The organism is Gulosibacter sp. 10, from assembly GCF_900163695.1.
Lineage (GTDB): Bacteria > Actinomycetota > Actinomycetes > Actinomycetales > Microbacteriaceae > Gulosibacter.
This window is the reverse complement of sequence record NZ_FUIC01000015.1, coordinates 1-21,345: the sequence shown is the minus strand read 5'-3', so window position 1 is coordinate 21,345 and position 21,345 is coordinate 1. Positions and strand designations below refer to the sequence as shown.

20 protein-coding genes are annotated in these 21,345 nt (G+C 71.4%); 9 read left to right on the top strand and 11 right to left on the bottom strand.

The window, feature by feature from the left end; translation table 11 throughout:
- Window positions 1–67: 67 nt before the first annotated feature.
- The gene (locus tag FM112_RS17115; protein ID WP_176386698.1) at window positions 68–730 is read left to right on the top strand and encodes a response regulator transcription factor; all 663 of its coding nucleotides are present in this window, start codon (window positions 68–70) and stop codon (window positions 728–730) included.
- Window positions 731–954: 224 nt separating this feature from the next.
- On the top strand, window positions 955–1,992 hold the full coding sequence (locus tag FM112_RS06250; RefSeq protein ID WP_087005157.1) for a Gfo/Idh/MocA family protein: 1,038 nt from the start codon (window positions 955–957) through the stop codon (window positions 1,990–1,992).
- Here the strand turns inward: FM112_RS06250 and FM112_RS06245 are convergent.
- Window positions 1,964–3,742, bottom strand: coding sequence for a family 20 glycosylhydrolase (locus FM112_RS06245; protein WP_140400588.1), 1,779 nt, complete (start codon window positions 3,740–3,742; stop codon window positions 1,964–1,966). The genes FM112_RS06250 and FM112_RS06245 overlap by 29 nt on opposite strands.
- A 192-nt stretch (window positions 3,743–3,934) precedes the next feature.
- A complete protein-coding gene (locus FM112_RS06240; protein WP_087005152.1) occupies window positions 3,935–5,977 on the bottom strand; it encodes a sensor histidine kinase in 2,043 nt (680 codons plus the stop codon).
- A 163-nt stretch (window positions 5,978–6,140) separates the two neighbouring features.
- On the opposite strand from FM112_RS06240, the gene FM112_RS06235 reads away from it, so the two are divergent.
- Together FM112_RS06235 and FM112_RS06230 are read left to right on the top strand one after the other, a co-directional pair.
- Window positions 6,141–6,827: a response regulator transcription factor gene (locus FM112_RS06235; protein WP_087005172.1), complete on the top strand. Its 687-nt coding sequence runs from the start codon at window positions 6,141–6,143 to the stop codon at window positions 6,825–6,827.
- A gap of 260 nt (window positions 6,828–7,087) precedes the next feature.
- Window positions 7,088–8,290 carry a hypothetical protein gene (locus FM112_RS06230; RefSeq protein WP_254910396.1) on the top strand — a complete coding sequence of 401 codons (1,203 nt, stop codon included), beginning with the start codon at window positions 7,088–7,090 and terminating at the stop codon, window positions 8,288–8,290.
- Between the two features lie 75 nt (window positions 8,291–8,365).
- On the opposite strand, the gene FM112_RS06225 is transcribed toward FM112_RS06230, so the two are convergent.
- Window positions 8,366–9,163: a fructosamine kinase family protein gene (locus tag FM112_RS06225; protein WP_087005144.1), complete on the bottom strand. Its 798-nt coding sequence runs from the start codon at window positions 9,161–9,163 to the stop codon at window positions 8,366–8,368.
- Window positions 9,164–9,431: 268 nt separating this feature from the next.
- Between FM112_RS06225 and FM112_RS06220 the strand changes: the two genes are divergently transcribed.
- Window positions 9,432–10,580: a M23 family metallopeptidase gene (locus FM112_RS06220; RefSeq protein ID WP_087005140.1), complete on the top strand. Its 1,149-nt coding sequence runs from the start codon at window positions 9,432–9,434 to the stop codon at window positions 10,578–10,580.
- A gap of 148 nt (window positions 10,581–10,728) precedes the next feature.
- Here FM112_RS06220 and FM112_RS06215 read toward each other — a convergent pair whose 3' ends face one another.
- Window positions 10,729–12,771: an ElyC/SanA/YdcF family protein gene (locus FM112_RS06215; protein ID WP_176386697.1), complete on the bottom strand. Its 2,043-nt coding sequence runs from the start codon at window positions 12,769–12,771 to the stop codon at window positions 10,729–10,731.
- A 258-nt stretch (window positions 12,772–13,029) separates the two neighbouring features.
- Here FM112_RS06215 and FM112_RS17110 point away from each other — a divergent pair, with 258 nt between their 5' ends.
- Window positions 13,030–13,575: a hypothetical protein gene (locus FM112_RS17110; RefSeq protein ID WP_176386696.1), complete on the top strand. Its 546-nt coding sequence runs from the start codon at window positions 13,030–13,032 to the stop codon at window positions 13,573–13,575.
- Between the two features lie 106 nt (window positions 13,576–13,681).
- Here FM112_RS17110 and FM112_RS06205 read toward each other — a convergent pair whose 3' ends face one another.
- Window positions 13,682–13,939 (bottom strand): Rho termination factor N-terminal domain-containing protein, encoded by a 258-nt coding sequence (locus FM112_RS06205; protein WP_087005129.1) that lies wholly within the window; start codon window positions 13,937–13,939, stop codon window positions 13,682–13,684.
- A 206-nt stretch (window positions 13,940–14,145) separates the two neighbouring features.
- On the opposite strand from FM112_RS06205, the gene FM112_RS06200 reads away from it, so the two are divergent.
- Window positions 14,146–14,691: a hypothetical protein gene (locus tag FM112_RS06200; protein WP_087005126.1), complete on the top strand. Its 546-nt coding sequence runs from the start codon at window positions 14,146–14,148 to the stop codon at window positions 14,689–14,691.
- 104 nt (window positions 14,692–14,795) lie between these two features.
- Here FM112_RS06200 and FM112_RS06195 read toward each other — a convergent pair whose 3' ends face one another.
- The 5 genes from FM112_RS06195 to FM112_RS17105 form a co-directional block, all read right to left on the bottom strand.
- A complete protein-coding gene (locus tag FM112_RS06195; RefSeq protein ID WP_087005123.1) occupies window positions 14,796–15,368 on the bottom strand; it encodes a flavin reductase family protein in 573 nt (190 codons plus the stop codon).
- 277 nt (window positions 15,369–15,645) lie between these two features.
- Window positions 15,646–15,849 carry a cold-shock protein gene (locus FM112_RS06190; protein ID WP_087005120.1) on the bottom strand — a complete coding sequence of 68 codons (204 nt, stop codon included), beginning with the start codon at window positions 15,847–15,849 and terminating at the stop codon, window positions 15,646–15,648.
- 276 nt (window positions 15,850–16,125) lie between these two features.
- Window positions 16,126–16,989, bottom strand: a complete 864-nt coding sequence (locus FM112_RS06185) for an aspartate dehydrogenase domain-containing protein (protein WP_087005117.1) — start codon at window positions 16,987–16,989, stop codon at window positions 16,126–16,128.
- A 373-nt stretch (window positions 16,990–17,362) separates the two neighbouring features.
- On the bottom strand, window positions 17,363–18,025 hold the full coding sequence (locus tag FM112_RS06180; RefSeq protein WP_087005114.1) for an HAD-IA family hydrolase: 663 nt from the start codon (window positions 18,023–18,025) through the stop codon (window positions 17,363–17,365).
- Window positions 18,025–18,195, bottom strand: coding sequence for a FeoB-associated Cys-rich membrane protein (locus FM112_RS17105; protein WP_176386695.1), 171 nt, complete (start codon window positions 18,193–18,195; stop codon window positions 18,025–18,027). Before FM112_RS17105 ends, FM112_RS06180 begins: the two co-directional genes overlap by 1 nt.
- Before the next feature lie 168 nt (window positions 18,196–18,363).
- Here FM112_RS17105 and FM112_RS06175 point away from each other — a divergent pair, with 168 nt between their 5' ends.
- Together FM112_RS06175 and FM112_RS06170 are read left to right on the top strand one after the other, a co-directional pair.
- Window positions 18,364–19,290: a class II glutamine amidotransferase gene (locus FM112_RS06175; RefSeq protein WP_176386694.1), complete on the top strand. Its 927-nt coding sequence runs from the start codon at window positions 18,364–18,366 to the stop codon at window positions 19,288–19,290.
- A gap of 342 nt (window positions 19,291–19,632) precedes the next feature.
- Window positions 19,633–20,289 (top strand): pyridoxamine 5'-phosphate oxidase family protein, encoded by a 657-nt coding sequence (locus FM112_RS06170; RefSeq protein ID WP_087005108.1) that lies wholly within the window; start codon window positions 19,633–19,635, stop codon window positions 20,287–20,289.
- A gap of 81 nt (window positions 20,290–20,370) precedes the next feature.
- On the opposite strand, the gene FM112_RS16800 is transcribed toward FM112_RS06170, so the two are convergent.
- Window positions 20,371–21,345: HNH endonuclease signature motif containing protein (locus FM112_RS16800; RefSeq protein ID WP_176386693.1), on the bottom strand; the 975-nt coding region annotated here is incomplete at its 5' end.

Here is a 21,345-nt window from a genome sequence, read left to right as displayed (position 1 = left end):
GTACCGTGCGGGCGGGGCCGCCGGCGCGACGGCCCCGCATCCCGCGACGGGCAAATACACTGAGTCCATGACCATCCGCGTGCTGCTCGTCGACGACGAGGTCCTGGTCCGCGACGCCGTGGAGAACCTCCTGGGCGCGTTCGAGGAGATCGAGGTCGTCGGCGGCCGCGACAACGGCGCGGGGATCGTCGAGGTGGCGCTCGAGCTGCGGCCCGACGTCGTGCTCATGGACCTCGAGATGCCCGTGGTCGACGGCATCGAGGCCACGAAGGCGCTGCGGCGGATGGACGCGCCGCCCGAGGTCGTGGTGCTCACCGCGTGGCGGCGCGAGGACGCCGTGCTGCAGTCGCTCGAGGCGGGCGCCTCCGGGTTCCTCGAAAAGCGCGCCTCGCCGGAGGAGTTCCGGCGGGCCGTGCGGGCGGCCGAGGAGGGCGACTCGTTCATGTCGCCGCGCAGCACGCGCGAGCTCATCGAATCCTTCACCGCGGATGCGAAGGGCTCGCAGCAGCGCCGGGCCCGGGCGCGCATCCGCGCGCTCACCCCGCGCGAGCTCGAGGTCGCGAAGCTCGTGCCCTCCGGCGCGACCAACGGGGAGATCGGCGAGCGCCTGCACCTCTCGCCCGCGACGGTCAAGCAGTACGTCAGCGCGATCGCCGACAAGCTCGGGGTCACCGGGCGCATCCAGATCGCGACGATCCTGACCCGCGCCGGCTACGGCCCGGACCTCTGACCGCCGACTTCCGGGCTGAGCCGTCGAACCCGGCGCAGTCGATCCCGGCGCTCTCGGGCCCGGCGCTCTCGAACCCGGCGCGCTCGAACCCGGCGCGCTCGAATCCGGCGCGCTCGAACCCGGCGTCTCCATCCAGCGCCGCGGGCTATTTTGGACCGGTTGAAATCGACGCGAGGCGGGGGCTACGGTAGCGAGCATCCCGCGATTCGAGGAGGAATCCGCCCATGACCACGACCCCCGAGCTCCGCCTGCCCGAGCCCCGCACCCCCGATCCGAAGGCCGCGCCGGCCCTGCGCTGGGGCGTGCTCGGCACGGGCTGGATCGCCGAGCGCTTCGTCGCCGCCCTCCACGCGGGCACGCGGCAGCGCGTCGTCGCCGTCGGCTCGCGCTCGCAGGAGAGCGCCGACCGGTTCGCCGCGGAGGTCGGCGCCGAGCGGGCGCACCCGAGCTACGCCGCGCTCGTCGAGGACGCCGAGGTGGATGTGGTCTACATCGCCACCCCGCACACCTCGCACTTCGAATACGCCAGGCTCGCGATCGAGGCCGGCAAGCACGTGCTCATCGAGAAGCCGATGACGATCAACGCCGCGCAGGCCCGCGAGCTCCGGGAGCTCGTGCGGGCCCGGGGCGTGTTCGCGATGGAGGCGCTGTGGAGCCTGTTCCTGCCGCGCTTCGACATCGTGCGCCAGGTGCTCGAGTCCGGCGCGCTCGGGCGAATCCGCGCGGTGATCGCCGACAACGGCGAATGGTTCCCCGAGGACCACCGCATCATGCGCACCGACCTCGCCGGCGGCCCGATGCTCGACCTCGGCACGTACCCCTACATGCTCGTGAACTGGGTGCTGGGCGCGCACGAGCAGGCGCACGCCTTCGGCCAGCGGGCGCCCTCGGGCGTGAACGGCCAGACCGCCGCGATCACCCGGCACGCGGGCGACGCGCAGGCGGTCGTGCACACGACCATCCTCGGCGCGAGCCCCACGGCCGCGACCATCGTGGGCGAGGAGGCGACGATCGAGCTGCCCGGGCCGTTCTACATGCCGGGCGACGTCGTCCTCAGGGCCGCGGACGGCGCCGAGCTCGACCGCTGGACCGAGCCCTCCGTCAAGCACGAGGCGCTGCACTTCCAGGCCGCCGAGGTCGCGCGCCGCATCGCCGAGGGCAGCACGGAATCCCCGTACCGCACGCTCGACGACACGATCTCCACGCTCGAGACCATGGACGAGGTGCGCCGCCTCAGCGGCGAGACCTTCGACGGAGCATAACCGCGCCGAGCCCGAGGACGATCAGCAGCGCGGCCCCGCCGAGCACGAGGAGCGGCATCGTCGGGGCCGAGGGCGTCCGCTCATCCGCGTCGGGGGCCTCGGCCCCGCCCCCGTCGGCTGACACCGTCGGCAGCGGGTCCGGGGCCGCGGGCGCCTCGACCTCGGGCGCATGCCCGATGCCGGCGAGCGCGGTCTCGAGGTCGGCGAAGGTCATCGCCGAGTCCGGGTCGGCGAACTTCACCGCCATCGCGGCGATCGGGCCGCGCACCGCGTCGACGACCTCGGCGTCGCCCATGGCGTCGGGGATGTCGCTCCAGACGGCCAGCATGCCGCCGGCCGAGTCCTCGACGAGCTCCGGGGCGCCGTCCACCGAGGGGTAGACGCCCTCGTGCCAGTCGGCGAGGATCGCGTCGCCGGTGGGGTAGTAGTACTCGACGCGCTCGCCGAGCACGAAGTAGAGGTACTCGTCGTTCACGTTGAGCAGCCGGTAGCCGCGCTCGGCGAACTCGGTCGCCGGCACGGCGCCGGGCGGCCGCTGCGTCCAGTAGGCGATCTCCACCTCCTCGTCGAGGGTCGCCTGCTCGGCGCGGAGCATCCCGTCGCTCCAGACGCGAGGGGCGAAGCCCTCGTCGCGGATCACCGCGGCGGTGTCGTTCACGAAGCCGGTCAGCGCGTCGTAGGCCGTCGCGTCGGGCCCGAACTCGGCCCGCGCGGCCTCGGCGAGCGCCGCCACCTGGCCCGCATCGCCGAAGTCGACGAACTCGTCCGCGCCGAGGTTCCACGGCACCGGCTCCTCGAACCCGGGCTGGGCGAAGAGCTCCGCGTACTCGGCGATGAGCTCGTGCGCGAACTCCACGCCCTCGGGGCGCGTGACGTCGAGGGCGCCGAAGACCTCGCCGCCCGAGGCGTCCCGGAGCCGCAGCTCGGGATAGGCGTCGAGGGCGTGGTCGAGGTGGCCGGGCATGTCGAGCGAGGGCACGACGCGGATGTGCAGCGAGTTCGCGAGCTCGACGAGCCCGCGGATCTCCTCCTGCGAGTGCGCGTCGGGCGAGACGATGTCGGGGTGGGAGGTCGACTCGATCGCGAATCCCTCGTTCTCCGAGAAGTGCAGCTCGAGCTCGGTGAAGCCGAACCAGCTCAGCTGTCGGATGAGCGCCTCGAGCGACTCGAGGGAGTAGTGCTTGCGCGCGATGTCGATGTGCAGCGAGCGGATCTGCCCGGCGGGCAGCTCGAACCGGTAGGAGCCGCCCGGCAGCATGCCCGCGGCCTGCAGCTGCTGCAGCAGCGGGCGGGTGACCCGGAACACCTCGGCGGCGTCGGCGCCGGCGACCACCACGCTCGTGACGTCGGCGGTGGCGACCCGGATGCCCGGCGCATCCGCCGTGGTGAGGATGAGGTCCTCGTGCCCCTCCCGCAGGTCGGCGGCGAGCGTCTCGGCCTCTCCGGGGTCGATGAAGGCCACCTCGGGCGCGTGGTCGAGCAGCCCGAGGGCGACCAGCTCCTCGGCGAGGCGGGCGCCCTCCCCGGCGAGCGACTCGTCGGTCACGAGGATGCGGGTGCCCTCCGAGGGCGACCAGCTCGATCCGTTCGGCTGGAACTCCGCCGGCGGCGGCACCATGATCGGATCGACGAGCTCGGCGGAGGCGGCGGGCGCGGCCGCCGCGGACGGCGGGGCGGGCATCCCGCCCGCCGCCGCGCCGAGGGCGAGCAGCAGCGCCGTGGCGGCGGCGTGCATCCTGCGTATCGACATTCTGCCTCCCGGGGTCCTCTCGAGCCTGCCACGCGCGGCCCTCGAAGCCCGGAACCCGGGACGGCCTGCCGGAAGACGCCGCCGGCCGAGGCTCGGAACCGCGACGGGGCGCCAGGAGCCGCGACGGGACGACGACCCGCCCGCTGCCGTCCCGCAGCCGTCCCGCTGCCGTGCGCGGCGCGGTTGCGCCCCTCAGTCCCGCGGCACCCTCGCCTCGAGCAGGTACCCGCCGCGCGGCAGCGGGTGCGCGGCGACCGAGCCGCCGAGGGCGGCGACGCGTTCGCGGACGCCGGAGAGGCCGAGGCCGGCGCCGGGCGCGGCGGTCACCCCGGAGGCGGGGTCGGGCGCGCCGTTCTCGACGCGGATGCCGACGGCCTCGTCGTCGACGGCGATGCGCACCGCGATGTCGGCGCCGGGGGAGTGGCGGACCGCGTTGCTCAGCGCCTCCTGCACGGTGCGGTAGGCGGCGAGCCCGACGGTCGGCGCGATCCTCGCTGCCTCCGCGGCTCCCGCCGGCTCGACGACGAGCGAGACCTCCGCCCCCGAGTTGCGGGTGAGCTCGACGAGGGCGGGGATGTCGGCGAACTCGGGCTGCGGGGCGAGCTCGGCGTCGTCGCTGCCGCGCAGGATGCTGAGCAGCCCCCGCATCTCGTGCAGGGCCCGGCGCGAGGAGTCGGCGATCGTGGCGAACTCCTCGGCGACCTCGGGCGCGAGTCCGGGGCGGCGGTAGGGCGCGGTGGTGGCCTGCACGCTGATCACCGACATGCTGTGGGCGACCACGTCGTGCAGCTCGCGCGCGATGCGGTTGCGCTCCTCGAGCTCGCGCTGCTTCGCATCCTGCTGCCGCCTCGTGCTGCGCTCCCGCTGCAGCTCGCTGCGGCTCAGCGAGAGCTGGCGCAGGAACATGCCGATCAGGGCGAGCGCCACGGCGACCGAGAGCACGATCACGGAGTTCGCGACCGCGCCGGTCCAGCCGGCGCCCGTGAGCAGGATCGCGGCCGCCGAGACGACGGCGACCAGCACCCCGACGAAGGCGGCGGCCGCCGGCGGGTGCCGCAGCGAGAGCAGCAGCACGAGCACGAACAGCATGATCATCGTCGGCACGGGCCAGGGCCACGGCTGCCCCGTCGCGGGCGCGGAGAACATCGCCGTGGAGAAGGCGGCGACCAGCCCCAGGGCGACCGCCGGGAAGGGGAGCCGGGGCGCGAGGAGGAGCGCGCCGGCCTGCGCGAGGGCGAGCGCCATCGCGATCGCGGGATGCACGCCGTACGCCGCGCCGAGGATGGGCCAGCTCACGGAGATGCCCGCCACCGCCGCGAACCCGGCGATGAGCCACAGCCAGCCGTCGAGGGAGCCGGTGAGGGAGGAGGAGCGGGGCGCCGGCCCGACGGGCCGATCCTCGGGCGCCGCGTCCTCCCGAGCCGCGGACTCCGGTGCCGCGTATCCCGGCACGGCCTCCCCCGGCGCGGGCTTCTCGGGCGCGGTGCCCTCCGGCACCGCCCTCGGCGAGCCGATCAGCGCCGCGGTGCCCACGCTCGCCTCGAGCAGCGCGAGGCCGCGCATGACCGCGGGCAGCGTCGCGAGGAACACGAGGCCGATGACGAGGTAGACGGCCGACTGGAAGGCGAAGCTGCCGCTGACCTCGGCGGGGAACGCGCCGCCGGACAGCCACGTCAGGAGGAACTCCACGTCGCTGCCGCCGTCGGGCAGGAACCGGCCCCATACGAAGTAGAGGAGGCCGCCCGGCACCATCGCCGTCCAGGTGAGGGCGACGCAGAACGTCGCGGTGCGCAGCGGCAGCGCCACGATCGTCTCGAAGGCGAGGTCGAGCCAGCGGCGGCCGTCGCCCATGAGGCGGAGCACGCCCATCGCGCCGCGGCCGGGCTCGCGATAGCGCGGCGCGGGGATCGCGGCGCCCCAGCGCCGCAGCCGCACGCGCGAGAGCTGGGCGAACCAGGTGGCGACGATGAGGGTGACGGGCAGCAGCAGCGCGCCGACCCAGATCACGAAGGTGCCGAGCGAGAGGGCGAGCATCGGCACGAGGACGACGAACGAGAAGAGCGCCAGGAAGAATCCCGGCATGACGAGCGCGTAGTCGCGCCCGAGGTTCGCGAGCATCCGCCGGAACGGGCCCTGCCGCTGCGGGTGCTGCTGCGAATCCTGTCGCTGCGGGTCCTGCGGGGGCGCCGGCTGCGCGCCCGGCGCGGCGTGCGGGGACGGGGTCGAGTTCGGCATGGTGCCTCACCTTCTTCCTTGGTCGGGCGGCGGTCCTCTGCCGTCGCGCACCGCAGACGGTATCCGGGCGCCGGCGGCGGGCTCGTCCCCTGCGCGGGTGACGCGCACCCCATACGTTTCGGGGAGCCGGGCGCGCACCCGGCCGCGATACGCTCCCCTCATGATGACAGCAGCGCAGCCGGACGACGGGCCGATCCGAGTCGCGATCGTCGACGACCAGTCGATGGTGCGGGAGGGATTCGCGGCGCTCCTGGGCGCGCAGGAGGACATCCTCGTGGTGGGCCGCGGCACCGACGGCGACGAGGCGCTCGAGCTGGTGCGGCATACGCGGCCGGACGTCGTGCTCATGGACATCCGCATGCCCCGGCTCAACGGGCTCGACGCCACCCGGCAGCTGCTCGAGCTGCCGGCCGAGAGCCGGCCGCGGGTCGTGATCCTCACGACCTACGACGCGGACGAGTACGTGTTCGCGGCGCTGCAGGCGGGAGCGAGCGGGTTCCTGCTCAAGGACGCGACGGCGGAGGATCTCGTGGGCGCGGTCCGGGTCGTCGCGGGCGGCGACGCGCTGCTGTCGCCCTCGGTGACGAGCAAGCTCATCGCGGATTACGCGCGGCGGCCGCGGCGGCGGATGGACACGGCCCTGCTCTCGCCCCTCACGGAGCGGGAGCTCGCGGTGATGCGCGCGATCGCGCGGGGGTGCTCGAACGCGGAGGTGGCCGAGGAGCTGTTCGTGGGCGAGCAGACTGTGAAGACGCACGTCTCGCGCATCCTCGCGAAGCTCGGGCTGCGCGACCGCACGCAGATCGTCGTGACGGCGTACGAGTCCGGGCTCGTGAGCGTCGGGGAGTAGTAGCGCGCGGGCTCCCGCGCCATGCGACTCCATCACTATTGCTAACGATAACGATTGTCATTACGTGATATTCTTGCCCCTTGTCGGCCACAGTCCCGCCCGGGGGCGCGAAGCGGCCGACACGGATTCGTCGGCGCCGCCGGAGCGACGGTCCGGGGTCGGAATTGGAGAGGACAGCTCCCGGCGGGGGCATATCGACTATGACGTTGAAAACACGAGGCACCGCATTGGCGGCGGTGGCGCTTACGTCCCTACTGGCGTTGACCGCATGCGCGCCGGGAGGCGAGCCCGCGAACACCGAAGGCGGGGAGCACGATCACGGCCACGGCTCTGAAGAGGGCGCGACTGAGGTCGCCGGCGCCAAGCCCCGCGTCGTCCTGACGTATGAGGGCGGGCTGATGGTGCTCGACGCCGAGACTCTCGAAGTGGTCGACGATTTCGAGCTTGAAGGGTTCAACCGCATCAACGAGGCCGGTGACGGCCGTCACGTACTGGTCTCCACTACGGGCGGCTGGGCGCCCCTCGATGCCGGCTCCTGGACGGTTCCCCACGGAGACCACACGCACTCCTACACCGCCGATCCGTCGCTGGGCGACGTGATCGTTCCTGCGAACACGCCTGGCCATGTCGTCGTGCACGACGACTACACCACGCTGTTCGACGATGGCACCGGTGACGTGACAGTCTTCGAAACCGGCTCCTGGACGGACGCGGTCGAGGCGGGCTCGATCGAGCCGGTGCGTACGTACCAGACGGAAGAGCCTCACCACGGCGTAGCGGTCGCCTCGCAGGACGGCACGCTGTTCGTAACCCACGGCAACGAGGAGTCGCGCGATGGCGCCATCGTCCTCGACGAGAACGATGAGGAGATCGCCTCGACCACCGAGTGCCCGGGCATTCATGGTGAGACCGTGGCAGGCGAGTCCGTCGTCGCTGGTTGCGAGGACGGTGTGATCCTTCTCCACGGGGACCACTTCCACAAGATCGATTCGCCTGACGAATTCGGCCGCATCGGCAACCAGTTCTCGGCCGAGGACTCCTCGATCGTGCTGGGCGACTACAAGGACGACCCTGATGCTGAGGGCATCGCGCTCGACACGATCTCGCTGATCGACACCGAGGAGGAGTCGATCCAGCTCGTCGAGCTCGACACCGAGTACACCTACAGCAACCTCGCGCGCGGTATGGACGGCTCGGTGCTCGTGCTCGGTACCGACGGCGCGCTGCGCGTGATCGACCCCGAGACCGGCGAGGCCACCAGCACGATCGATGTGATCGACGAGTGGACCCCGCCGATCGAGTGGCAGAAGTCGCACCCTGCGATCCACGAGGAGCTCGGCTACGTGTACGTCACGGATCCGGCGAACAACCAGATCCACCGAGTCGACTACGCGTCGGGGGAGGTCGTCACGACCGCCGACCTCGAGCACGCACCGAACGAGATCGTGGTCACGAGCGGCTAGTACTGCTCGGATGCGAGTGAAGGGGCGGGCGCCATCGGTGCCTGCCCCTTCCGTGTCCTCGGCTCGGGACGCCGCTCAGCGGTAGCGCTCGGCGATGCGCAGGGACTCACCGATGTAGGCGCCGCCGAAGAGGTCCGCGTGCATGATGACGATGCCGAGCTCGTGCAGGGCGATCCGCTCCTGCCAGCCCGCGGCGAGCGGCGAGGCCTCGTCGTAGCCGCGGTAGATCTCCTCGAGGTGGGGGAATCCGAAGACCGAGAGCGTGCCGAGGTCGGTCTCGGCGTGCCCGCCCTGCGCCATGGGATCGATGAGCGAGGCGCCGGTGCCCGTGCCGTCGTAGAGCACGTTGCCGGCCCACATGTCGCCGTGGAGCCGGGCGACCTCGTGCCCGGCCGCGCGCACGAGCTCCGGCTGGGGCGCGTCGAAGTCGCCCCGGACGAGGCGGTCGGCGAGCGCGGCGAAGGTCGCGTGCTCCCGCTCGTCGATCTCGCGCTTGCGCAGCAGCCGGTCGGCGAATTCGAGGATGCGGCTGCGGGCGTAGAACTCGCCCCAGGCGGAGGCGGCCTCCTCGCGGTCGAGGATCAGCGGGGTCCGCGAGTTGCCGACGGCGCCGCCGCCGACCCATCCGTCCGGCGGGCAGCCCCACCAGTCGGCGCCGGCGGCATGGGTGCGGGCGAGCGCGCGGCCGAAGGCGCGGGCGCCCTCGACGGAGGGGCGCGACTGCCCGATGTACTCGATCTCGAGCCGGCGGTCGTCGACCGAGATCACGGTGGCGACGTGGGCGCCGCCGCTCTGCTCGGCCTCGGCGAGCCAGCGCAGCCCCGCCGCCTCGCCGCGGGGGTTGCCGGGGGATTTCGTGAACGTGCGAGCCATGCTCCCCAGCCTAGGAGGGGCCGGATGGCCGTCCGGTGGGCGGCCGAGCACGGAATGTAACGGCGATCGTTACCGAAATCGTGATCTTCGAGAGCGGTTCGCAACCTCGGCGGTTGGTGCCGAAAAACCTGTATTGACCAGGGTATTCGCTGCTCGTATCGACCAGCTGTCGAGACCGTTCGCGGAAACTTCGTGACCGAAGCTTGCCCTTTTCGTTACTTTTGCGTTATTCTCGTGTGGTCCCGATCACCACTAGGAGATTTGCTTTATGTCGTTCGCTCCCCACAAGGAACAGCTCGCCGCGGCTCCCGCCGTCGAGCCTGTCGAGGCGCAGACCGCGCCCACGACCCCCGTGGAGGTGCCGGAACCGGCTTCGGATGCGGCCGGCGAGGCCGCTCCCCGGCAGTATCTCACGCGTCGCGAGCGCCGCGAGGCCGAGCGGGCCGCAGAGCTCGCCGCCGCGGCCGAGGCCGCGCGCAAGGACGCCGAGGAGCGCGCCCGACTCGTCGCGCAGCTCGAGGCCGACAAGGTGAGCGCCCTGCACTCCGAGCCCGAGACCCTCGTCGAGGATGCGGCCGGAGACGACATCCCCGAGTCCTTCCGCGCCGGCTGGCAGAGCGGGCGCACGCGCCGCATGGTCCGGCTGCCGCTCTCGGGCCGTCGCGTCGCGGCCTCCTCGATCGCGATCAGCGCGCTCGCCGGCACAGCCGTGCTGGGCGCCGGCTCCGCGGCCGCGTACGCCGCGATGAACGGCTCCGACGCCGAGCTCGAGGGCGCGCACACCGCGAACCTTGCGAGCGCCGGGCAGGGCACCGCGGCGGAGGCCGCTCCCGAGCAGGCCGTCGAGCCCGCGACCGGGACCGAGGCCGAGCCCCAGGCCGCCTCGGCCGAGACCGACATCCAGGTCACGAAGCCCGAGATCGAGGCGACCTCCGTGTACTCCTTCGACGCGGACACGCTCGCCGGTGTCGCGGCCACCGACGTCGAGACCGTCACCGGCCAGGGCAACGCCTCCGTGCAGTGGCCCGTCCCGGTCGGCACGAACATCAGCAGCGGCTTCGGCCCTCGCGCCGCGCCGCTTCCGGGCGCCTCCACCTTCCACAACGGCGTCGACTTCGTCCCCGGCGCGGGCACCCCGGTCGGCTCGATGGCCGAGGGCACCGTGAGCCTCGTGAGCAACGGCGGCACCACCTACGGCGTCTACGTCGAGGTCGAGCACGAGATCGACGGCCAGAAGGTCACCACGGTCTACGCGCACCTGCAGGCCGGCTCGGTCAGCGTGGTCGAGGGCCAGAGCATCGCCGCAGGCGAGCAGATCGGCGCCGTGGGCAACACCGGCAACTCCTCCGGCGCGCACCTGCACTTCGAGGTGAAGGTCGAGGGCACCCCCGTCGACCCGATCGGCTACCTGCCCTGAGCAGCTCGAACGCTCATGAGGCCCGCGCGAAGCACTCGCGCGGGCCTCCGCCGTTTCCGGCCCTCGTCGTCCCGGGCGCTGCCGCCGGGCGGCGCCGCCATTCGGCTGGAGCAGGCCGAGGCAGTCTCGGCGAATGCGTCCGGCCCGCCTAGAACAACCCGAGCACGATCGCCGTCATGCCGCCCGTGAGCGCGACGATGCCGAGGCCGAGCAGGAGGTGCGCCCACTTGCCGAGCCAGAGCACGCCGGCGAACTCGCGCAGCACGGCGCTCGGGAAGTAGTAGTGGGCGGTCGGGGAGCCCACCACCTGCGCGTCCATCCCGAGGCGCCGTGCGAGGAGCCCCGCGCGGAATGCGTGGTAGTCGTTCGTGGTCACGACCATGCGGGGTCCGAGCCCCTCGGCGTCGAGCAGCGCACGGCTCAGCTCGAGGTTCTCGCGGGTGTTCGTCGCCGCGGTCTCGGCGCGCACGAGCGCGGGGTCGGCGCCGTGCTCGACCGCGTACTTCGCCATCACCTCGCCCTCGGGCGCGACCTCGTCGTCGCCCTGGCCGCCCGAGAGCACCAGCATCGGCTCGCGGCCGGCCTCGAGCTCCTCGCGCTGGATCTTCAGGCCCAGGTCGATGCGGGAGGCCAGCAGCGGCGGCACGCGGTCGCCGAAGACCCGCGAGCCGAGCACGATGATCGCGTCCATGCCCGGACGGGCGGGCACGCGCGCGTAGATCTGGCCGTAGAGCAGGAAGGCGCCGAATACGAAGCCGAGGTAGGCGGTGAGCGCGACGCCGGCGACGCCCAGGGCGATCATCCACCGCCATTGGAGAGCGACCGCGAGCCCGAGCAGGATCAGGAGCGCGAACACGGCGACGACGGCGAGCAGCCCGAGCATGCCGGAGAGGCTGCGGCCCTCGCGCCGCACGACCACGACGGCGTTGAACACGAGGTATGCGACGAGGATGAGGCTGCCCGCCGCGATGACGAGGTAGACGACGAGGACGATGCCCGTGGCGAGCTGCGGGATGGTCTGGCTCAGGGAGACGAGCAGGGCCATGCCGAGGTACATCGCGGCGACGAGCACCAGCACGGCGGAGCTCATCTTGCGGGGGTCGGCGCCCCGCTGCCTGGTCGCCTTCGCCGTGTCCGGCTCGCGCGAGTCGATGACGACGAGCCCGGAGGCGTAGCCGCTGAGGCCGCGGGTGTGCGCGATCACGACGGCGAGGAGGGAGGCGATGAGCCAGGCCTGGGCGAGGAAGCCCGCGAGCGGCAGGTCGAGGTACTGCTCCAGGGCGAGGAGCATGAAGTAGCCCCCGGCTCCGCCGAGGAACCGGAGGATCCAGCGCCAGAGGCCCGGTTCGCCTCCGTCGGGGCGCACCGCGCGCAGGAACGTGAGGCGGTGCCCGAGGGTCGAGCCGAAGACGGCGGGCACGAGGAGGAGCAGCACGAGGGCGGTCACGAGGATGGAGCTCGCGCTGAAGATGCGGAACAGCGGGCTCGCGTCGTCGACGCCGGTGAGGAGCTGCAGCGCGAGGGGCAGGCCGTAGGCGATGAGAAAGACCGAGAGCGCGTCCACCGCCATCGAGAGGATGCGGCGCATGGGGCGCACCGGCGAGGGCAGGTCGGCGTCGCGCGTGTGCTGGCCGGGGAAGTAGCGGGCGAGCGGCGCGAGCAGCACGCCGAGCGCGGCGCCGGCGGTGTTGGCCAGCAGGTCGTCCACGTCGAAGAGCCGGTAGGCGCACGGGTAGACGCCCCAGTCGCCGGTCAGCTGGGTGAGCTCGATGAGCAGCGAGACGCCGAAGCCCGCCAGGATCGTCGTCGCGGGGCGGAGGCCGAGCAGGTGGCGGGCGAAGACGCCGAGCGGCACGAAGAAGAGGATGTTGAGGGCGACCTGCCGCACGACGGGCCCGGCGAGGATCGCGAGCGGGCCGGCGCCCCAGTCGATCTCGCCGAGGAACGCGAAGGGGATGAACTGGGCGGTGAGGCCGTCCCCGCACACCAGCGAGTCCGGGTCGGGCAGCGGCAGGATCGTGTAGGTCCACAGGGCGAGCAGGTAGATGAGCGCGCCGAAGCTGAGGAACGCGTGACCGGGGCCGGTGGTGCCGCGGCGGAAGCTCCACGCCACGTAGGGGATGAAGGCGAAGGGGAGCAGGAACATCCCGAGGAAGATCGCGAGGATCGCCTCGCCGCCGAAGCCGTCCATTGTGTCCTTGCGTGGTGTCGAATTGCGGTGGTGTCGAGTTGCCGCGTTGCGGGGCGCGGCGCGTTCGCCGTGCGCTGACAACCCTATAGTTCGGGCGGGGCGCGGCGCCCCGCACCGAGGTAGGGAGCGGATGCTCCGGAGGGAGGAGAACTCGACCCCTCCGATGGGCGGGTTCTCAGCTCGGGCCGGGCGGGCTGTCGGGTGGCGTTGCGGCGGGGCGGCTACGGTGGCGGGCAACGCGCAAGAGAGGAGTCGACCATGGTTGACCAAGCAGGTGAAGTGAGCTCCGACCGCCACGAGCGCCCGGAGCCCCTGGTGGTGTCGCACATGCCGGAGCCCGACGAGGGGCCGACGACGCACAGCGCCTACGGCGCGGGGCACCCGCGGCTCGTGATGATCGGCGTGGAGGGCTCGGAGGAGCCGAGGGTCTTCCCGCTGGAAGGCGAGACCACGCGGATCGGCTCGGCGGGCGACAACGAGATCGTGCTCGAGGGGCTGCTGCCGCATCACGCGACGATCACGCACACTGCGGCCGACGAGTACTCGCTCGATTCGATCGGGGAGACGCAGACCTCGTCGGCGGGCGAGGAGTCCCCGTTCGACGACGCGCCCAAGGGCGCCCTGCTGCGGCACGGGTCGACGTTCACGATCGCGGGCTGGGGGTTCAGCTTCCAGCGGGAGGAGTACGCCGATCACGGCCGCCCTTTCGGCGGACGTGAGGGCGGGGAGTTCGACGCCCAGTCCGAGCAGGGGCCGCCGCCGGACTACACCGGCGCGCACGACCGGGCGCAGGCCCGCGAGTAGGGCTGCGGCGCCGCGGATGGCGCATGCACGAGAGGGGCGGCGCCCATGACGGCGCCGCCCCTCTGCCGTGCACCGGTGGTTCGATCCACCGGCTCGCGGGCCCGCGTCAGTGGTTCCGCAGCATCGAGATGAGCTCGTCCTTGTTCTTGTCCGAGTAGCCGCTCAGACCGAGCTCCTTGGCGCGCTCGCGCAGCTCGGGGACGGTGCGGTCCTCGTAGTCCTCGGCGGAGCCGCCGCGCTCGCCCACGGAGTCGCGGCCCTCCTTGGCGGCCGCATTCGCGATGCGGGCGGCCTTCTCCTTCGACGCGCCGTCCTCGCGGAGGCGGTCGTAGAGCTCCTCGTCCTTGATGCTCGACTGTGCCATGGCGACTCCTTCCCTGATCGTTCGTGCGTTCGCCGCCCAGTGTGCGGGGCCGAGCGTCGAGCCTCCTGAGCATGACTGGAAGGTTGCCGGGCGGCTGCGCGCTCGACGGGCCCTCGGAGGCGTCGGGGCTACCATCCGACGCACGTGCTCATCCGCGGCGGTCACCGTCGATCGCGGGAAGCGGGTGGACGACGCGAGGGGGAAGCATGTTCACGGAGTTCCTGCGGGACCAGGCGTTCGCCATCGCGTGGCTCTCGATCATGGCGGCGGGCTGGTTCGGATGGTCGCAGGAGGACCCGAGGCCCAGGCTGCGGGGCGTGCTCGGCGCCGGATCGGTGCTGGGCATCCTGATGGCGGTCGCCTTCGGCATCCTCGTGTGGCGCAACTGGTCGTCGTCGACGGCGCTCGAGGGCCAGTACTGGGTGTTCGGGCTGGTGGTGCTCGCCGAGGCGGTGCTCATCGGCGGCGGATGCATCGTGCTCGCCCGGCGGAAGCAGACGCGGTGGTACGGCTGGTGGATCGGGCTGTGCGTGGCGCTGCACTTCATCCCGCTCGCGTGGGTCTTCGGCGACTGGTCCTACCTGGGGCTCTCGGCCGTGCAGGTGGCCGGGCTGCTGCTGATGACGCCGACACTGCGGCGGGGCGATTACGCGACGAGCCGGTGGGCGTGCTCGTGGGTGGCCGCGACCTTCCTGCTCTTCGCCCTGCTCTCCGCCGCGATCTTCCTGGCGAAGCACGGATACCCGTACTGACGCGCTGCGGGTTGGAGATGAAGCAGAGTTGGGGGCGAAGCAGGGCTGGCGACGAAGCAGGGCTGGTGGCGAAGCATCGGCCCCGAAGCGTCGGTGCGGTCGGCCTAGAGCGAGGAGTTTCCCGTCAGGGCGTGCCAGGTGCGGTTGACGTAGGCGAGCGGCGCGAGGCCGTCGTGCGCCGGCGCATCCTCGAGCGAGGTCGAGAGGCCGCGGACAACGTGCACCGTGCCGCCGGCGGTCTCGAGGCGCGAGACGATCTCGCCTCGCACCCAGGTCTTGACGCCGTGGAAGTAGGGCTCGCCGGTCTCGAGGCGGTCCCAGATGGACGTGTCGGCGAAGCGGTCGATGCCGCTGGTCGCGCCGAGCTTCGCCACGTCGAGGTTCTCGTGGGTGAGGAAGTGCACGACGATCGTGTCGGCGCGCAGCAGGGTCGGTGTGCTCGAGGAGATGGCCGATGCCGAGAACCCGAGCAGCGGCGGATCCACCGAGATCGAGAAGACCGAGGTCGCGGTGAGCGCGACGGGCCCGTCGCCGTCATCCGCCGTGATCAGCGCCACGCCGCCGGGGTGATTGCGGAAGACCTGCTTGAACTCGTCCGGGGTCGCCTGCTCGGACGCGCGGAAGTCGGCCTCCGTGACGGAGGCGTGGGCCTGCGGCTGGCGGATTGCGTGGGTCATCGGTGGGAATCTCCCTCGTCGTGGCAGGGCGGGCGCTGAGCGAGGCCGTCCAGGAATTCGGTTCTCCGAGTCTGGGCCAAACTTCGAGAGATCCGCTATCTCTATAACGAACAGTTACGGCAGACGACGTATTCCTGCACCGCTGCCGCCTCGAAGGCTGTCGGCGCCCGGGGAACCGCCGTTTCGGGAACCGCCGTTTCAACCCGGCGCCCGGAAAACGAAGAACGGCGGATCCGAACACGAGGTTCGGATCCGCCGCTGCTACTGGGTTCGCGTACTAGAGAACGCGGATGTTCGTAGCCTGCGGGCCCTTCTGACCCTGCTCGGCGTCGAACTCGACCTTCTGGTTCTCTTCGAGATTGCGGTGGCCGCGGCCATCGATCTCGCTGTAGTGGGCGAACAAGTCTGCCGATCCGTCATCGGGAGCGATGAATCCGTAACCCTTGTCAGAGTTGAACCATTTGACGGTGCCAATAGGCATAGATATTTCCTTCGTTGTGCTGGGGCGCAGGTGCGCCCCGATTTCCCACGGTGATGTGACCCGTGGAGCACCTGTCGAGCATCCACCGAAGCCTGCCCCACATCGCTGATCGACCGCATAAGACGGCGCGCTCATCGCGCATGAGGTGGGTCGGTAGATGGGATTCGGCAGGTTATCGACAACACTACCCCACGGACGACCGCAGGGCGACAGGCAATCGGGGATGCTCAGGTTCTGCCGACTCGGTTCTTCCGGTCCGAGCTCGCTCGGACGGGCTCAGGCGCCGCGCCGGGCGAGGAGCTCGCGCAGGTCGCGGGCGACCGACATCGCGGTGAGCCCGCTCGTGCGGGGGTTGGAGGGCGAGGGCGCGTTGCGGAGGCGGAGCTCGTAGTCGCCCGCGGGGCCCGAGGCGAGGATGCGATGACTGCTGAGGGTCGCATCCGGGTCGGCGAGGAGGCTCACGCGGACGCGGTCGAGCGCGCGGCCCAGCGCATCCGATCGCGCCTTCGCCGGGGCGTCGGCGGGCAGGAGCTCGCGGGTGGCCCAGGCGAGGGCGACGGCGATGTTCACGTTCGCGGGGAACTTGGCGATCGCCTCGTCGGGGGAGCCGGCGAAGACCTCCACCGCCTCGTCTCCCGGCGCCAGCGCCTCGAGGCGCTCGCGCTCCGCGTCGCCCATCCACGGCTGCACGAGCGCGGATGCGAGCTTCGCGGTGCGGATCGAGACGTCGTCGAGCCCGCCGGCCTGCGCCGCGGCGCCGAGGAGGTCGAATCCGCCGATGGCGCCGTTCGTGACGGTCAGCGAGCCGGGGCCGGAGAGCATGCCGAGGCGCGCGATCGGGTCGGCGAGCGCCCCGACGCTCGCGAGCACGAGATCGCGGTCCGCGCCGATCGCCTGCGGCCCGTACTCGCGGGCGGCCGCGACGCCGGCGCACTCGACGACCACGTCCGCGTCGGTGACGGCGGTCGCGAAGTGCTCGGCCTGGATGAGGGGGAAGTCCGGGGACTCGTCTCGGCGCTTCGACGGGTCGCGGACGAGCGCGCCGATGATGCGCAACTCGCCGCGCTCGAGCTCCGGGCGTAGGAGGCGCTCGAGGTCCCGGCCGATCGTGCCGTATCCGAGCAGCAGCAGGTCAGTCATGCGGTCATCCTAGGGGGAGGGAGCGGAGCACGGCGGGGCGGGCGCGGGAATCGGGCTCACGCATCGCGTGTATGAACCGGGCTCACGCATCGCGCGCAGGGATCGCGTGGTGAGTTCACGCGGTCGGCTCACGCGGTCAGTGCGCGGGATCGCCCCGCACAGCCGATCCGCGATCGTCCGGCCCGGTCGACTCGCACGATCAGCCGGCATAATCAGCAGGCATGGTCAGCCGGCATGGTCAGTCGGCCCGGTCAGCCGGCACGGCGAGCCCGGACGGCCAGCTCGCGGGGTGGTCGCTCCGCACGATCATTCGGCACGATCAACCCGCACAGTCAGCTCGCGGGATGGCCGCCCCGTACGGTCGGCTTGCGCGTCAGCCCGCGTCTTCGCGGATGCGGAAGCCCTCCTCGGTGCGCTCGATGGCGACGCCGCGCCAGTCGCGGATGCGGGGGACGCCCACGGTCTCCGGCCCCTCGTAGTCCCCGACGACGACCGCCGCCGCACCCGCCGTCCGAGCCGCGGCGAGGCCGGCCGCGGAATCCTCGAAGGCGGCGCAGGCTCCCGGGCGGATGCCCAGCAGCTGCGCGCCGAGCACGAACGGCTGCGGATCCGGCTTGCCGGCGGTGATGTCGTCGGCGGTGACCGCGAGCTCGGGCAGCGGTACGCCGGCCGCGTCGAAGCGGACGGCCGCGAGGTCGCGCGGCGCGGAGGTGACGATGGCCACGGGCAGCTCGAGCGTCTCGACCCGGTGGAGGAAGGCGGCGGCGCCGGGGACCTCGACGATCCCGTCGGTGCGGAGCAGTCCGGCCGCCTCGATGCGGTCGCGCTCGCGCTGCTGCTCCTCGGGCTCCGCGTCGGGCAGCATGTCGCGCACGGTGTCGAGCGAGGGGCGGCCGTGCGAGATCGAGAGGATGCGGGCGAGGTCGAGGCCGTGGCGGGCGGCGAACTCGGTCCAGAGCGCCTCGACCAGGGCGGTCGAGTCGACGAGGGTGCCGTCCATGTCGAGGAGCAGGCCCGAGACGGTGAGGTCGAGCATCAGCGTTTGCCGCGCTTCTTGTTGAGGCGGTTGCGGGAGAGCACGCGGATGACCAGGCCCGCGAAGATGAGGACGACGATCGCGCCGATGATCCAGAATTGCGGGTTCGTCTCGAAGGTTTCCCACACGGGGGAGGGCGTCGGCGAGGCGGGCTGCAGTATCCGGGTCATTTCCTCTTCTTCCGCTTCCGGGAGGCTTCTCGAGCTGCCTTCCAATCTAGTGCGGAATGTGACGTCGCAGGTCGAGTGCCGTGTACGGACGGCGGCTCGAGTGCGAGGATGGTGGAATCGAGTCGTCTGGGCGTCCGTCCAGCTCGAGCGCAGCGAAAGGAAGAGTCCATGTGTCGACTTCTTGCTTACGCCGCACCCCGTGAGACCACGGTCTCGGAGGTGATCGGCGAGGCGAACGCCGGAGCCTTCCAGCACATGACGAGCGTGCACAACGACGGCTGGGGCACCGCGTGGCTCGCCGCCGGGCCGGGCGAGGACGTCCCCGAGGTCGAGTCGCTGCGCATCTCGACGCCGGGTCAGCACGATCCGCTGCTGGCCTCGGCGCTCGGGCAGGATGCGTCGCTCGCGCGGCTGGTGCACCTCCGGCTCGCGACGGACGACCACAAGCGCACGAAGGTGAACACGCATCCGTTCCTCGAGGAGGGGATCGCGTTCGCGCACAACGGGTCGATCATTCCCGTCGAGCGGTTCGAGGACCTGCTGGATCCCGCCGCGTACGAGCGGGTCGAGGGCACGACGGACTCGGAGCTGTACTTCGCGTACGTGCGCCAGGTGATCCGCAATGTGGGCGGCACCGTGGCGGATGGGATCGTGCCGGCGATCCAGCAGCTGCGCGTGACGTTTCCCGAGGCGAGCCTGAACGCGGTGTTCCTCACCGATGCCGAGCTGATCGTGGTGCACGCGAATTCGACGGCGTTCGTGACCGACGAGACGTTCCGCAAGTACGGCGTCGACCCGGAGGCGCTCTCGAGCGAGCACCGGGAGCACTACTACAAGCTGGCGATGCGCCAGGAGAGCGACGGTACGACGGTGTTCTCGTCCACCGGTATCAATCTGGCCGGGTGGAGCCAGGTGCCGGACGACACGATCACGCGCATCGACCTCGACACGCTCGAGCTCTCGCAGCGGAAGATCTTCGGGGTTCGGGAGTCGGCGGCTCGTCGCGAGCACGCGGCCCTCAACGACGCGACGATCGATGAGCTCGCGAGCCGCCGCAAGCAGTCCTCGGAGGAATCCCTCAACTGGGCCATCTGAGTCGGGTTCGCGCCGGGGCCGGGGCTGGGGCCGGTGCCGGGGCGGGGCGAACTGAGGCGCGATGGCTCGGTCTGCGCGGCTGTATGCGCGGCCGCCTCGGATGACTCGTGCTCGTGTCGAGTCTTGATTTTCGGGCCAAGACCGGAACAGCGGATGAGTTGCGATAGCGAGATCCGCGTGGCGTGTTTGTCTGCGTCTGCGTCTGCGTCTGTGTCTGTGTCTGTGTCTGTGTCTGTGTCTGTGTCTGTGTCTGTGTCTGTGTCCGTGCCGAGCCGAGTATTCGCGCTGGACCGCCCGGCCGAGGTGGTGAGGCTTGGGGCGTAGCGCTGGGGTTCGGCGCGGATGGGTTGGCAGAATCGAATTATGGAAGCTGCATTGCGGGGCGAGTTCGACGATGTCTGGGCTGCGCTGAGGGAGGCGACGCATCGGCGCACCGCATTCACGCTGGGCCACCTCGGCACGCTCGGGCTGGATGGGATTCCGCAGGTGCGGGCGGTGATCCTGCGCCGGGCGGATGCGGGCACCGGCACGGTCTGCTTCGCGACCCACGCGAGGTCTGCGAAGATCTCCGAGCTGCGGCGCGAGTCGGGAGCGGGGTTCACGTTCTACGACGATGAGGCGCAGGTGCAGTTGCGCCTGACGGGGCGTGCGGAAATCGTCGCGGATCGGGCGGAGCGCGCCGAGGTCTGGGCGGGGCTGGGGGAGCACAACCGTGCGCTGTACCGTGACGAAGCCGTTCCGGGCTCGCCGTTGAACAGCGTTCCGGGCTCGCCGTTGAACGGCCGGCTACGAGACGGTGCGATATCCGGGACCTCGCTTGTGGGCGGTCGCGCCGAATCGAGCGTCGAGCCGGGCGACGAGGCAGGCTTCGAGCGGTTCGCCTGGGTCAGGATCCGGGTCGAGTCGATGGACACGGTGCATCTCTCGACTCCGGAGCACGCCCGGTTTCGGTTCGAGCGATCGCCCGAGGGATGGTCGGGCGCGCAGGTCGTTCCCTAGGCGCTCTGACGCGGCAGGCAGACAGACAGGATAGGTCTGCGCCGCCGGTCGCGCTGCGTTTCAGCATGCTCCATCGTTCGCTCAGAAGGGAGGCGGGTCGTCTCCCGGCGGTGCCGGGGCAGGTTGTCCCTCGGTGCTTCGACGCATATGGCTACGCACTGTATGGCGTGGTTGGTCAGCGCGTTGTTCCTCGTGCTGCTTGCCCGCGTGTTGTCGCTCCGCGTGGGGTGGTCTGGACTGTCGATCCGTTGCGCGTTGCCGGCTTGTGCGGGTTTGCTCGGGGTGGTGCCGTTGCGCGTGTTGCTGGACCGGGTACTGCGATGGTTCGGCGTGGTATCGGTCGGCATGCTGCTCGTCGGTGTGATGGCGTCGTCCGGCGGTCCTCAGTCCTGGTGCGACGTGGTCTTCGTAGACGACGAACCGCTGCCCCGTCGGGGAGATCCAGACCATGCGGCCGGGGCCGTCTTGTTCGAGTACCCAGCCGGCTTCGCGCATGGTGTGATGCCCGCGGCATAGCACGGCGAGGTTGTCGTACTTCGTGGGCCCGCCTGCAGCCCAGGGGGTCGTGTGGTCGATATCACAATCCTTCGCCAACCGGCGACAACCCGGGGCCACGCAGGTCACGTCCCGCACCTGCAGCAACCGGCGCAGCGCGGCGGGTGGCCGGTAGGTCTCCGCGGTGAGCGGGGTGCCCTCGATCGGGTCGGTGAGGACCCGGTACCAGGTGGTCGTGTTGCCGCAGAGTTCGAGGGCGGGGTGGATGGGGATCGGGGTGCGGCCGGCGAGTTCCGCGGGGCCGGTGAACGCGGTCAGTGGAATCGGGTTTCCGGGAGCGTTCTGCTCGGCTTGTTCGGGCTGTCCGGCGAGGGACGCCGTGGTCGTCTCGCGGACGGGCATCGTCGCCGTACCGCGAGCGGGATCCGTAACGGCCTCGGCGTTCGCCGCGGTCATGGCAGCACTGGCGGTGACTGTGCACCCGGCGTTGGTGGGCATGCTCACCCCGGTGCCGGTGCCGGTGCCGGTGCCGGTGCCGGTGCCGGTGCCGGTGCCGGTGCC

Bases quoted from the DNA above. Each gene is read 5' to 3' on its own strand.
- FM112_RS17115 (WP_176386698.1), top strand. From the start codon at position 68: ATGACCATCCGCGTGCTGCTCGTCGACGACGAGGTCCTGGTCCGCGAC.
- FM112_RS06250 (WP_087005157.1), top strand. From the start codon at position 955: ATGACCACGACCCCCGAGCTCCGCCTGCCCGAGCCCCGCACCCCCGAT.
- FM112_RS06245 (WP_140400588.1), bottom strand. From the start codon at position 3,742: ATGTCGATACGCAGGATGCACGCCGCCGCCACGGCGCTGCTGCTCGCC.
- FM112_RS06240 (WP_087005152.1), bottom strand. From the start codon at position 5,977: ATGCCGAACTCGACCCCGTCCCCGCACGCCGCGCCGGGCGCGCAGCCG.
- FM112_RS06235 (WP_087005172.1), top strand. From the start codon at position 6,141: ATGACAGCAGCGCAGCCGGACGACGGGCCGATCCGAGTCGCGATCGTC.
- FM112_RS06225 (WP_087005144.1), bottom strand. From the start codon at position 9,163: ATGGCTCGCACGTTCACGAAATCCCCCGGCAACCCCCGCGGCGAGGCG.
- FM112_RS06220 (WP_087005140.1), top strand. From the start codon at position 9,432: ATGTCGTTCGCTCCCCACAAGGAACAGCTCGCCGCGGCTCCCGCCGTC.
- FM112_RS06215 (WP_176386697.1), bottom strand. From the start codon at position 12,771: ATGGACGGCTTCGGCGGCGAGGCGATCCTCGCGATCTTCCTCGGGATG.
- FM112_RS17110 (WP_176386696.1), top strand. From the start codon at position 13,030: ATGGTTGACCAAGCAGGTGAAGTGAGCTCCGACCGCCACGAGCGCCCG.
- FM112_RS06205 (WP_087005129.1), bottom strand. From the start codon at position 13,939: ATGGCACAGTCGAGCATCAAGGACGAGGAGCTCTACGACCGCCTCCGC.
- FM112_RS06200 (WP_087005126.1), top strand. From the start codon at position 14,146: ATGTTCACGGAGTTCCTGCGGGACCAGGCGTTCGCCATCGCGTGGCTC.
- FM112_RS06195 (WP_087005123.1), bottom strand. From the start codon at position 15,368: ATGACCCACGCAATCCGCCAGCCGCAGGCCCACGCCTCCGTCACGGAG.
- FM112_RS06190 (WP_087005120.1), bottom strand. From the start codon at position 15,849: ATGCCTATTGGCACCGTCAAATGGTTCAACTCTGACAAGGGTTACGGA.
- FM112_RS06185 (WP_087005117.1), bottom strand. From the start codon at position 16,989: ATGACTGACCTGCTGCTGCTCGGATACGGCACGATCGGCCGGGACCTC.
- FM112_RS06180 (WP_087005114.1), bottom strand. From the start codon at position 18,025: ATGCTCGACCTCACCGTCTCGGGCCTGCTCCTCGACATGGACGGCACC.
- FM112_RS17105 (WP_176386695.1), bottom strand. From the start codon at position 18,195: ATGACCCGGATACTGCAGCCCGCCTCGCCGACGCCCTCCCCCGTGTGG.
- FM112_RS06175 (WP_176386694.1), top strand. From the start codon at position 18,364: ATGTGTCGACTTCTTGCTTACGCCGCACCCCGTGAGACCACGGTCTCG.
- FM112_RS06170 (WP_087005108.1), top strand. From the start codon at position 19,633: ATGGGTTGGCAGAATCGAATTATGGAAGCTGCATTGCGGGGCGAGTTC.